The following is an 11,016-nucleotide window of genomic DNA, read 5'->3' as shown; positions in this document are numbered from 1 at the left end:
TTTTAAGCCGAAAGACATCATGGAACACATCATAACACCTTATTTTTTGATGTGTAAACACATATTGAATGTTTTTTAAGGTGAAAAAATTGCATTTTGATGGGGAAATCCGTATTCTTTGGAACATGGGCGTTCCTGCGCCCTGTACTGGCAAGTCCCAACAAAGAACAGAAGAAACCAAGTAATTGACCCGACGGAGCTGACCATGAACTCGACCGCTCGCAGCACAACCACAAACAAAAAGACCCTAACACTTGTTCTCAATGACGCTGAGATGGATGTACTCGAATCCCTATCGACCGCCCGGTCCCTGAGCAAAGTCGCAGTCCTTCGACAAGCGCTGCGCCTATATCAGACTGTCGACGTACGTCAGCAGCGAGGCGAGAAGCTCTTCTTCGAAAATGAAGCGAGCAAGGAAAAGGCTGAGCTCATGCTCCTGTGAGGCGATATGGCTATTCTTCAGAACCGTTTGACTGGCCAAGAAGAGCCGGCGGAGGTCGTCAGTCCAATCGAGCGATTTGATGTCGATTGCTATACCGCAAGTTGGCTGCCGGTTCTGGATGCCGCAATCGCAGATTTAAAAAACACAGGGCAGTACACACGGCAAGGCATAGCACAGCGCAACGTTGAAGATGCGCACTGGCTTTGGCCAGAGAAGGTTAAACAGCGCTCAGGTCAACTGCAATGGGAGTCGTATGCACTCCGTTGCGATGGTCAGACTCAAGGGCTGATGTTCCTTGACATGCTTCGCCGTTGCCGAATACCGGCCCAAAAGAATTTGCATCTTGTCTACATCGACTTGGTGTCCACAGCTCCGTGGAATCGCCCCGGCTTGAATCCCCAACCTTTATATCGCGGAGTAGGTGGGGTCCTCGTCGCTGAGGCCATCCTTCATAGTGAAGCAGAGGGGTTTGGTGGGCGTATCGGCTTGCACGCGTTGCCGAGAGCCGAGGCCTACTATCGAGACCAATGGAAGATGGAGTCGCTCGGTCGCGACCCAAACTACTCCAACCTCCTTTACTTCGAACTCACCATGGAGCGCGCCACCGAGTTCTTCAGCCCATAAATGGGTTACTGAACCGGAGAAAGAAATGGCAGAAAGAATTCGTCCCTCTGCGGACTGGTACCGAAGGAAGGTATTGTCCAAGGAGGGTGAGGAATACCTGATAGGGGTGCCTCTCGACCCAGAAATGGAGCGTGAAGCCGAAGGCGCGGAAAGCGGTAGTACTGTGTTTGCTTTTGGTTCACTACTTCGACTCGAACGACGCAACAGTCATCTGACGGTTGCGGAGTTGGCGAAAGCCATTGACGTCGGTGAGGCGGAGATTCGTAGCATTGAGCACGACCCCAGTTACAGAGCACGGCCACGCACTATTCTTGGAATCGCAAAGCATTTCGATTTGCCCCCGAGAGAGGTAATGAAGCTAGCAGGAGCTGCCGCGTTGAACGACGAGCAGTTCGTCGAGAAAGCTACGCTGTTTGCGGCTCACTCTGATGACTTGGGCAATCTCACCAAAGAGGAAAAGCAGTTGCTTAAAGCGTTCGTAGAGTATCTCCGAGAAAGCAAATAGGAGGGCGCGTGAAGGCGTTGGTCGGGGAAAGAGAGCAGAGAGACATCGAGCTGCTGGTTGTAAAAATATTGCGCGATCTCGGAAATCCCGAGCCACCGCTGCGCCTTGAACAGGTAAGGGATCTTCTCTCCCTTGACCTCACATACTATTCCACTACGGATGTTGGTCCTCTGGCGGAAGTTGCGCACAGAATGAAGGTAGCCGGAAAGCAACTTTTGCAGCGCCCAGGTCTGATGCTCGATGTGTTAAAAAAGGCGAAGTTGAGCGGCTTATGGTTACCTGACGACCGGCGGATTTTTATCGACAAGGAAGTCCCGTCGGCCAAACATCGTTGGATCGAAGCACACGAGATCACGCATAGCTTCGTCCCCTGGCACAGTGAATTTTTGCTGGGTGACGATGAGCTAACTCTCGACCCGAGTTGTCATTCGATGATCGAGGCCGAAGCCAATTTTGGCGCAGGCCGTCTATTGTTTTTCGGCGATCAGTTTGCGCGCGATGCTATGGACTGCGTTCCTACCTTTAAAAGCATCAAAAGTCTTCAGAGCCGTTACGGGAACACGTTGACCTCAACGTTCTGGCGTTTCGTCGAAGATCGAGATCCAATGGTAGCATCGTTTGGACTACTGAGCAATCATCCGAATCATCCCGCTATTGGAACAGATTCGGACGGAAATTCAGTTAGAAAACTCGTCGTCTCGGAAGGTTTTAGGTCGAGATTTCCACATATCGGACCAACGCATATCTATGAGATAGTTGCTCGAAACGCATCGTGGAGTCGAAGAGGACCGGTTGTCGACGGAGTTGACATTCTCGTTGATGTGACAGGCGAACCTGCGAGATTTGTCCTGGATGGGTTCTGCAACTCGTATCAAGTTCTTACGTATGGCCGGTGCATCACATCGTAAAAGTAATTTTTCCGAACAGCTGCGGGCCACTGTTTTCGTCTCACCGCCAAGATTCGCGGGATGAGATGGATCTTACAGTTGCACATCAAAACCTAATCGTTTGGGATTGCAAACAGTGTTCCACGTCGTGTTGGATACCAATATTCTTCATCAAGAGGGGCTCGTCTCGGCGAATATGCAGTTGCTGGGGCGGTTGGCGATCGCGGGGCTTGTCCAAGTGTATGTTCCAGAACTTGTCAGGCGTGAATTTCTCAGTAAAAAGTCCGAGCTTGCGCACAGCGCCATTGCAGACTCCATGAAGGGGCTTCTCCTTGCTGACAAGAAGGTCGGAAACAAGACTGGTTTTCACAACTCCGTGCAAGACGTCCAGCTAACCTTAGAAACGCTGGATCTAAAGATTGATGAAGCCATCGAGGCTGACTTCAAGGAGTGGGAGCAATCGACAAAATGCATTCTAATTCCGTTCAATACGCAGAGTATCGAACAGTTATTTGATGGATACTTCTCTGGTACTGGGCCATATCGGAGGCCAAAGGCCCGCGACGACATCCCTGATGCGGTGATCAGCGCCTGCATCGCGAGGCTTGCATCGGAACAACCATATACATATGTCGTAGTCAAAGACGGGGTCCTCAAAAACCATCTGTCGTCAATCGAGAAGATCGAGGTAACCGAGGACCTGTCGGCTTTCTTTGCCGTCGACCAGATAAAAGATTGCATTACCGAGCTCGATCAACAGCTAGCGAATGTCGTGGAGTTGAAAGAACTGTTCGCAAGAGCAGACTTCCGTGGGGCCCTTTCGGATTTTCTTAGAAGAGCTACTGAACAGTTCCGCGACGTGTATGTCGAAGATGGCGAAGTGCACGGAAAGCACCGCTTGAAAATCGACAGTTTTGGTGTCTCCGTCAACTATGCGAGCGCCACAGATATCGAGGAGCTTTCCTTCGGCGAAGTGATTTTTTTAGAGGACGGCCGTTTCTCAATTCCACTACAGTTGCGGACGACTGCTGAAATCCATTTCTGTGCCGACTATTCCGACTATCTAGCTCTTCTGCCCCCGCGCAATGAAAGTGTTCGGGAGACAAGCATGAACGGAGATGGTATATGTGATTTGGAAGAGGTAAGGAAAGTCAACTTGATCGGCGATATTGAGATCAATGTCGATGCATCTATGAGGGCAGCAGAGATCGCTGATCAGCTTGTTGACGTGTCGAATGGTGTCTGTGAAACGATTACAGTAGAACTGAATATATCCACGGCCGAAATCATTTGAAATGGTCTACGAAATCGACTCATAGAAACTACTCAACAAAAATTTCGGCTGATAGTAGTCAGGCCGCCGAGTAGATGAGACATGTCGATAAGGCGTTGCGCTACAAGGTGCCGAACCTCGCCTTCACACTGCCATGTCCCATAGACGGCGAGTAGAGATGCACCGAGGGCTTCCTTTCGATGCCTCTCCAATAGCGATGGCCAGATGATGACGTTCACATTGCCGGTCTCATCTTCGAGCGTCACGAACATGACGCCCTTGGCCGTCCCTGGCCTTTGCCGCACTGTTACAAGACCGCATCCCCGCGCCAGCCGTCCATTTCGATAAGTGCGCAGCGTCGAGGCCGGCATAAGTCGCTGCTGGAGGAGTGTCGGGCGCAAGAGTGACAATGGATGCCGGCCGAGCGTCAGCCCCGTCGAGTTGTAGTCGCTCACAATGTCGTCGGCTTCCGATGGTGAACCGAGCGCCGGCGTTTCGTCGTCGATTCGACTATCGGAGAGAAGATCCCGATCGGGCACGGCGGCAACGGATTGCCAAAGCGCTTCGCGTCGATTGCCCGCGAGCGAATGTAGGGCGTTGGCGGCCGCCAGGACCTGCAGATCGTGGCGATCGAGCTGAGCGCGCCGCGCAAGATCACTGACGCTCTCGAACGCTTTTACAGCGCGCGCGTTTTCGATGCTCTCAGCGGCGCCGTCCCGCATGCCCTTGAGCAACGATAGTCCGAGACGAACGACCGTCGATGCTTCATCGGGCTGGCGTTCAAGGACTGAATCCCAGCCGCTGATGGTGACATCGATCGAGGCGACTTTGACGCCGTGACGCTTCGCGTCTTGTACGAGCTGTGAGGGCGAATAAAAGCCCATCGGCTGGCTGTTCAGCATTGCAGCGAGAAACGCTGCAGGGTCATGGCACTTGAGCCAACTGCTCGCATAGACCAGAAGCGCAAAACTTGCCGCGTGACTCTCCGGGAAACCGTACTCACCGAAGCCCTTAATCTGCTTGAAGATGGCCTCGGCGAAGGACTGATCGTAGCCGCGTTCCTTCATCCCATTGACGATGCGGTCATAGTACTTTTCCAGGCCGCCCTTGCGTTTCCATGCCGCCATCGCCCGGCGAAGCTGGTCGGCTTCGCCTGGCGTGAAGCCGGCGGCGAGAATGGCGACCTGCATCACCTGCTCCTGAAAGATCGACACGCCAAGCGTGCGGCTCAGTGCAATCTCAAGTTCCGGGCTTGGATACGAAACGGGCTCGATTTTTTGCCGTCGGCGCAGATACGGATGGACTGCGCCGCCCTGAATCGGACCGGGACGCACGATGGCGACTTCAATCACGAGGTCGTAGAAGGTCCGCGGTTGCATACGCGGCAGCATGCTCATCTGCGCGCGCGATTCGATCTGGAACACGCCCACCGTATCTGCCTGCGAGATCATCTCGTAGGTCACGGGATCTTCGGGTGAAATGTCCTGCATCTCAAAGCGCTCGCCGCGCTGTTTGGAAACGATATCGAGCGTGCGGCGAATAGCTGACAGCATGCCGAGCGCGAGCACGTCGATCTTCAGCAGACCGAGTGCTTCGAGGTCATCCTTGTCCCACTGAATCGCGCTCCGATCCGCCATCGCTGCGTTCTCCACCGGTACGAGCCGCGTGAGCTTGCCGCGGCTGATCACGAAGCCGCCCGAGTGCTGCGACAGATGACGTGGAAAATCGAGGATCTGCGCAGCCAGCTTCGCCCACATTCGGATGAGCGGGTTCTCCGGATCGAGTCCGCTCTCTTCGAACCGGCGCAACAAGTCTTGTGAGTGATCTAACCACTGGTGGCTCTTTGCGACCTTGTCGACGATCTGCGGATCGATACGAGCGCTTTGCCGGTTTCGCGCAATGCGCCGCGCGGCCGGTATGTGGATACCGCTGCCGCAATCGCCGCGCGATCCCGTCCATACTTGCGATAGATGTACTGGATGACTTCTTCGCGCCGCTGATGCTCGAAGTCCACATCGATATCAGGCGGCTCGCGGTAGTCGCGCTTGACTCGGGTTTCGACCCACTTCCAGCCCTCGCCGCTGATGGTCTGCGCCACCTCGATCAGGCGGTCGGTCGCAAGCTGCTGCAACAATGCGGCGTCGGCAATGTATCCGGCGTTTTCATCGTCGCTGAACAGGTCCCGGCGCACAAAGCCACCGGCGGCATCATAGGCAGCAAGCGTCACAAACCCGACAAGTGGATTGTTGCGAACCTCGACCTCCTCGTTCGTGATCGCGGCGCGTAGCTGGTGCGGTTCACGTAACCACGGCTGCGGAGCGTCGAACCACAGCCGGTCTTGCAATTCATGATCATCGGTCAGCGCGAGTGCGATCACCTGCTCAATGCTCATGCCATCATCACGAAACACGTCCAACGGTTGCGGCGAACGCCCTAAGCGACGTGTTGAATCTCGACATGACGAAGTACTGGAAGGCCACGCAAGCCAGTTACTTGAATCACGTCTCGAAAGGTCGAATCTCGGAAGTCGTGACTGTCGCCGTATCGGCAGATGCTGCGGCACCGCTCGCATCGAATAAGAAGCAGGAGGCCGCATCGATGGCCGAGCGCTTGTTGTCCGAGACCGGCTGGCTTCCGGAAGTATTGGTCAATCGCGAGGTGCCGGGAGATTGCAGCTTTGCGTCTGCCGAGGCTAACGAGGTGAATTCTGACCAAGACGACCCGGACTAACCAAACGAACAAGCGGGGTGTGAACGCGAAGAAATCAGAGGGGAAGAAGATTAACGACTGCCCAGACGTACTGAGGGACGAGCGGTCTCATGGCCGTTCAGTCCTCAGGGTCATCGATAAAAAACAAAAGGCTCGGAGCGCGGCAACGCTTCGAGCCTTTCCGTCCAACACCGCAGGAGTAGAACGGGATCCAACTCGTCTCATTATATCGACGAGCTTGCGAAACACCAAGTGAAACACCGACTTTTGCGCCTGGCGGCGCTGCGCACGCTGTCGCTAGTCAATGGGTGTTGCTGCTTGTGTCGCACAGGTTGTCGGGCGTATCTGCTCGTCGGAGTCGGCCAGTCGCTCACGCCCTTGAATCTGCCACGCGCCCCGGCTTCCCCGGTCAAGGGACTTGCGCGGCATATCCTCGACCGCTGCGCGGCCTGCGGTATTCCACGTTCCCTTGACCGCGCCGGCGCGCGCAGCAGAACGGGCTTACCGCGACCGACCGACTCCGACGAGCAGAACCAACGGGCGTCCTCGCGTGCTTTACGCCGGAGGAAGTGAGACAGGCGCTTACGCGCCCGTCTGAAATGAACGATCCGCTCCCTCACTCGTCCTCGGGGCAGGACCTTGAAAGCAAACTCATCGACATCAGACGGTAAACACAATAAGTATTTGTATTTACATGTATTGACTTTTGGCAGGTTTCGTCCTATCATACATACATCGACACGCTAATCAGCACAGCGTCTCGATACCGGGAATCAAGCGGCGGCAACCGCTCCCGGACGTTTCACAACACCGCAATTTAGGAGTACTGTAAATGCAGCTCGCATCCAAGTTCGGTTATAACGCGCCGCTTCTCCGTTCGGAAATCCCCCTGACGGACGACCAAATCCAAAGCATCGCGCCGTCGATTTTCGCTGCTGAGAAGCACGAAAGCCGCTCGAAGCGCTACACCTATATTCCGACAATCGATGTGCTCAACGGCCTGCGCCGCGAAGGCTTCCAGCCCTTCATGGTCGCGCAGACCCGCGTGCGCAACGACGACAAGCGCGATTTCACCAAGCACATGATTCGCCTTCGCCATGCCGACCAGATCAGCGGAAAGGAAGCGAACGAAATCATCCTGTTGAACAGCCACGATGGAACGAGCAGCTATCAAATGCTCGCCGGTATGTTCCGCTTCGTCTGCTGCAACGGCATGGTGTGCGGCACGAACGTCGGAGAGGTACGCGTCCCGCATAAGGGTGACGTTGTTGGCGAAGTCATCGAAGGCGCATTTCGTGTGCTCGACAACTTCGAGGTCGTGGACGAGCAACGAGAAGGCATGCAAGGCGTAACGCTCGACACCGGCGCACAAAACGCCTTTGCGCGCGCGGCCCTTGATTTGAAGTACGACACGGAAGACGCCGCTGCACCCGTAACGGAAACGCAGATTCTCCGCCCCCGCCGCACGGAGGATGGTGGGTCGGACCTGTGGACGACCTTTAACCGGGTGCAAGAAAACATGGTGAAGGGCGGGCTGCGCGGACGCAGCGCGACGGGCCGCACGACGACCACCCGAGCGGTCAGCGGCATCGACCAGAACGTCAAACTGAATCGGGCTTTGTGGGTTCTCGCCGATGAGATGCGCAAGATGATCGGCTAACGCGGATAGGCTACCGGGCGAATGCAGCCGCCCGGTAGTTCCCTCGGACACATGGAGAGAACACCATGAGCAAGGTCTTTTATATTCCGGGCGAGCCGACTGCGATTGATTATGCGTTGGAACTGACGGACGGCCCAACCGTCACTTACGTGACGAACTGGACACGCGAAACGCTCGACCAGCTCGCGCAGCGCTATCCGGGCGTGGTGATCGGTGAGGAGGGTTCCTTCATCGAGCAGCAGGAGCGCGCATTATCGACTCACCCGGAGGAAATCACCGAGGCCGAATATCACGCAGCCATGTCCGGCCCCTGGCCGCCGCTTGTCTGGCAACTGGGCGATGGCGTCGAATCGTTCAAAGGTAGCGAACCCGTCGAGGGAAACGTCACCTTTATCTATGCCCGAAAAGGGTCGCGCTACTGGCGTTTCCGTGGTGTCGCCACGCTCCCTCATCCACTGATCGCGCAGAAGATCCAGCACCACTGATGCGAGAAGACAGCGCGCCGCACGCAGAAGGCCGTGCGGCGGGCTTTTGGCATCTATTGACCGCTATTGACCCAAGCTGATAATCTAGCTCCGAATTAACGCATTCAGATGGGGGCGCAAACATGGCAGGAGAGAGGATGACCGCGAAGGATTTTAAGTCACTCATGCCCCGTCTAAAACGCATGACGGTCGGCAACGTTGAAGTTGCGCGTCGCGTATTGGTCGATGGCATCTCGCAGACTGAAGCCGCGAATGATAGCGGATTGACGAAACAGCGCGTCGGCGCAGTGATTAAATCGGTGCTGGCCGTGTCGCAAGAATACCCGGCGAATTGGGTGCAGGTCGAGGTGTGGCTGCCACCTGAACTTGCCACACAAGTTCGGCAGATGGCCGAAGAGGCGAAGGCGCGCATCAAGCAACCAGACTAACCGAGAAGTACACTGCGCCGAGACGACCCGACGCGCGTCGCTCCGGCCCACATCAATTTCTTGTCAGCGTCGCTGCCAAACTGCCGTACCGTTCTAGACGAGATGCCGGACAAGCAGGATAGCGACCGCCGCGCCGAGGGTGGCCCCGATTGTCGCGGTCACCCCACAACACACCACCAGCAGGGGAATCGACCGCCGCACGCCCGCCGAGACTGCACCTTGACTCGTTGCGGCGACAGATCGCGCCGCGTCTGCGTTGCTGCACTTTACATCGCGAAGTGTCTGCGCCAATTCGCGGTGGGCCGCCACCAATTCTCGCGTCGCTGCCTGGACCGTTAAATCCAGTTCGCTCTTTGCCGTGACAATCCCATCCCGCACGCTTTGAGCGTTGGCTACCGCCACCTTCAGGTCGGCGACGATCTCCTTCGAATCGCCAAGGAACCAGTCGAGAAGGACCTCCTCCTTGGACGGCGGCCGATCCATCACGACACCAAGGTCGAAAATGCGTCGTTGAGGTTGTTCCGCACCGGTATGGCCAGCTTCTTCCACCGATACATGCGCGCGAAATCCTTGGCCTCGTCCGGGTCGGACTCGGACTTGGCGAGCGTCCGGTAATCCGCGCCGTCATCGATCAACTGGTCAAAGCCGATCCGCTTGGCTGCCAGATAGCCGTAGATGTCGCTCTCGAACAGGTACGCATTCGGATCGATCCACGCCTTCTTGATTTTCTTCACGTAATTGAACACGGCCGGGATTTCGCCGGTCGGCTCCGACGAAATCCTGTTCGGCAACAGTCGAATTTTTGCCGGTTGAACACCGATATTCGAAAGCGCTTCGACGGTCTTTAAACTCTCCTGCCAAGCCTTTTGATCCGGCGTCACCGGAATCACATACAGATCGAACTCCTGTTCGGCATCGGAAAACCGTGACATGGCTTCAAAGAACGGCTCGATATTGGAGGCACCGATATCAATGATCGCGTCGTCTTCCAGAACCAGTGCTTCAAGCAATTCGCCAAACTTCTTTCCCTGCAATTGTGAGACTTGATCCGCGCCAAGATCGCTCGCGGACTGATTGATAGTCTCGACTGAAAAGAACGCTGCATTCGGCATGCGTGGCTTGAGAAGGTAATGGGCGGCGACAGTCTTGCCCACGCTCCCGCTGTAATTTAAGACGGCAATCTTCAATTCGCACCTCACTTGAATTTATCGTCGAACTCACTGAAATCCATGCTGTGAACACGTTCAAAGTCACGGGTTGTCTTAATGCGGTTGCGCTTTGCTTCGGCGTCTTGCGGCTTATCGGATGCCTCTTGATTTTCCTCGTCTGGAAAAAATCGATCAGTCGAGCGACTGATCGGAGCCGATGTGCGAGATTCCAACTCTGCTGGTTGCGATTGACGCAAGGTCGGCTGTTCCTGATATCTTCTAGCCCGCCACAAAGCCTTTACGAAGCCCTCGAACGTGAGTGTCAGTCCCTGCTCTTCGCAAAGCATCTTCCAGATCGATTCACGTGAGGCACCGACACTTAACGCGGTTTCAATCTCTACAAGCATGTTGCGCACGACCGCCGAATCGCTTTTCGGTTTGAGTTGCGATAGCGGCATTGGCAATCCCTCCCGTTGAGTAGCGTCTTCTTGGGTTTGAAGTCACTTTAATGATCACAGCGACTTGACGCAAGCATGTTGTCTCCTGAAACGTGCTATTCAGTCCTCGCTGTTGCTTCGATTGGTAATCGAAGTGTCTCCTTAGTGTCCTCTTTCGGTCTGTTCGCGCAGATGCCTTCACGCGATGCGTGAAGGGTGGGAAAGAACGTTATTTAGACGCGCAAATAGCTGTAAACATTCCCGACTTCCCCTTAAATCATCGGTTCGCCCTGGCCCTTAAAGGCTATACACCATACGCAATGCTTCGCATTGCATAAGTACTTGATTCAGCGCAGTCTTTGCCGACCGACCAAAAGCATGCTGTAAAACCCGGGTCCTACACAACCCCTTGAACGTG

12 protein-coding genes and 1 pseudogene are annotated in these 11,016 nt (G+C 55.3%); 9 read left to right on the top strand and 4 right to left on the bottom strand.

Annotated features, from left to right (window positions below; translation table 11 throughout):
- The first annotated feature begins 205 nt into the window (after nucleotides 1–205).
- The 5 genes from NCR40_RS29210 (at nucleotide 206) to NCR40_RS29190 (ending at nucleotide 3,752) form a co-directional block, all read left to right on the top strand.
- Nucleotides 206–442: a transcriptional regulator gene (locus NCR40_RS29210; protein WP_250511542.1), complete on the top strand. Its 237-nt coding sequence runs from the start codon at nucleotides 206–208 to the stop codon at nucleotides 440–442.
- 6 nt (nucleotides 443–448) lie between these two features.
- Nucleotides 449–1,066, top strand: coding sequence for a hypothetical protein (locus tag NCR40_RS29205; protein ID WP_250511541.1), 618 nt, complete (start codon nucleotides 449–451; stop codon nucleotides 1,064–1,066).
- A gap of 25 nt (nucleotides 1,067–1,091) precedes the next feature.
- Nucleotides 1,092–1,571 carry a helix-turn-helix domain-containing protein gene (locus NCR40_RS29200; RefSeq protein WP_250511540.1) on the top strand — a complete coding sequence of 160 codons (480 nt, stop codon included), beginning with the start codon at nucleotides 1,092–1,094 and terminating at the stop codon, nucleotides 1,569–1,571.
- Nucleotides 1,572–1,579: 8 nt separating this feature from the next.
- Nucleotides 1,580–2,479, top strand: coding sequence for an ImmA/IrrE family metallo-endopeptidase (locus NCR40_RS29195; protein ID WP_250511539.1), 900 nt, complete (start codon nucleotides 1,580–1,582; stop codon nucleotides 2,477–2,479).
- 115 nt (nucleotides 2,480–2,594) lie between these two features.
- Nucleotides 2,595–3,752, top strand: coding sequence for a PIN domain-containing protein (locus NCR40_RS29190; RefSeq protein ID WP_250511538.1), 1,158 nt, complete (start codon nucleotides 2,595–2,597; stop codon nucleotides 3,750–3,752).
- Nucleotides 3,753–3,784: 32 nt separating this feature from the next.
- Here the strand turns inward: NCR40_RS29190 and NCR40_RS29185 are convergent.
- A pseudogene (locus NCR40_RS29185) lies at nucleotides 3,785–5,766 on the bottom strand (error-prone DNA polymerase); the annotation flags it as partial.
- A gap of 422 nt (nucleotides 5,767–6,188) precedes the next feature.
- Here NCR40_RS29185 and NCR40_RS29180 point away from each other — a divergent pair.
- The 4 genes from NCR40_RS29180 to NCR40_RS29165 all read left to right on the top strand — a co-directional run bounded on the left by NCR40_RS29180 (nucleotide 6,189) and on the right by NCR40_RS29165 (nucleotide 9,013).
- The gene (locus NCR40_RS29180) at nucleotides 6,189–6,461 is read left to right on the top strand and encodes a hypothetical protein (RefSeq protein WP_250511537.1); all 273 of its coding nucleotides are present in this window, start codon (nucleotides 6,189–6,191) and stop codon (nucleotides 6,459–6,461) included.
- A gap of 811 nt (nucleotides 6,462–7,272) precedes the next feature.
- A complete protein-coding gene (locus tag NCR40_RS29175) occupies nucleotides 7,273–8,100 on the top strand; it encodes a DUF932 domain-containing protein (protein WP_250511536.1) in 828 nt (275 codons plus the stop codon).
- A 65-nt stretch (nucleotides 8,101–8,165) separates the two neighbouring features.
- On the top strand, nucleotides 8,166–8,585 hold the full coding sequence (locus NCR40_RS29170) for a glycosyltransferase family protein (protein WP_250511535.1): 420 nt from the start codon (nucleotides 8,166–8,168) through the stop codon (nucleotides 8,583–8,585).
- A 137-nt stretch (nucleotides 8,586–8,722) separates the two neighbouring features.
- On the top strand, nucleotides 8,723–9,013 hold the full coding sequence (locus NCR40_RS29165; protein ID WP_250511534.1) for a TrfB-related DNA-binding protein: 291 nt from the start codon (nucleotides 8,723–8,725) through the stop codon (nucleotides 9,011–9,013).
- Between the two features lie 93 nt (nucleotides 9,014–9,106).
- Here the strand turns inward: NCR40_RS29165 and stbC are convergent, their stop codons facing one another.
- From stbC to NCR40_RS29150, 3 genes are read right to left on the bottom strand one after another with little or no spacing between them, the layout of a single operon-like run.
- On the bottom strand, nucleotides 9,107–9,496 hold the full coding sequence (gene stbC / locus NCR40_RS29160) for a plasmid stabilization protein StbC (protein ID WP_250511533.1): 390 nt from the start codon (nucleotides 9,494–9,496) through the stop codon (nucleotides 9,107–9,109).
- Complete coding sequence (gene stbB / locus NCR40_RS29155) at nucleotides 9,496–10,200, bottom strand: StbB family protein (protein ID WP_250511532.1); 705 nt, start codon at nucleotides 10,198–10,200, stop codon at nucleotides 9,496–9,498. Before stbB ends, stbC begins: the two co-directional genes overlap by 1 nt.
- A gap of 8 nt (nucleotides 10,201–10,208) precedes the next feature.
- Nucleotides 10,209–10,619 (bottom strand): hypothetical protein, encoded by a 411-nt coding sequence (locus NCR40_RS29150; protein ID WP_250511531.1) that lies wholly within the window; start codon nucleotides 10,617–10,619, stop codon nucleotides 10,209–10,211.
- Nucleotides 10,620–11,016 lie beyond the last annotated feature (397 nt).

The organism is Caballeronia sp. GACF4 (assembly GCF_023631025.1).
Classification (GTDB): Bacteria; Pseudomonadota; Gammaproteobacteria; order Burkholderiales; family Burkholderiaceae; genus Caballeronia.
Note: the sequence above shows the minus strand (reverse complement) of the source record. Positions and strands in the feature narration are given on the sequence as shown.

Excerpts from the sequence above, each read along its gene's own strand:
- NCR40_RS29170 (WP_250511535.1), top strand. The coding sequence starts at position 8,166 with ATGAGCAAGGTCTTTTATATTCCGGGCGAGCCGACTGCGATTGATTAT.
- stbC (WP_250511533.1), bottom strand. The coding sequence starts at position 9,496 with ATGGATCGGCCGCCGTCCAAGGAGGAGGTCCTTCTCGACTGGTTCCTT.
- NCR40_RS29200 (WP_250511540.1), top strand. The coding sequence starts at position 1,092 with ATGGCAGAAAGAATTCGTCCCTCTGCGGACTGGTACCGAAGGAAGGTA.
- NCR40_RS29150 (WP_250511531.1), bottom strand. The coding sequence starts at position 10,619 with ATGCCGCTATCGCAACTCAAACCGAAAAGCGATTCGGCGGTCGTGCGC.
- NCR40_RS29180 (WP_250511537.1), top strand. The coding sequence starts at position 6,189 with ATGACGAAGTACTGGAAGGCCACGCAAGCCAGTTACTTGAATCACGTC.
- NCR40_RS29205 (WP_250511541.1), top strand. The coding sequence starts at position 449 with ATGGCTATTCTTCAGAACCGTTTGACTGGCCAAGAAGAGCCGGCGGAG.
- NCR40_RS29165 (WP_250511534.1), top strand. The coding sequence starts at position 8,723 with ATGACCGCGAAGGATTTTAAGTCACTCATGCCCCGTCTAAAACGCATG.
- NCR40_RS29175 (WP_250511536.1), top strand. The coding sequence starts at position 7,273 with ATGCAGCTCGCATCCAAGTTCGGTTATAACGCGCCGCTTCTCCGTTCG.
- NCR40_RS29210 (WP_250511542.1), top strand. The coding sequence starts at position 206 with ATGAACTCGACCGCTCGCAGCACAACCACAAACAAAAAGACCCTAACA.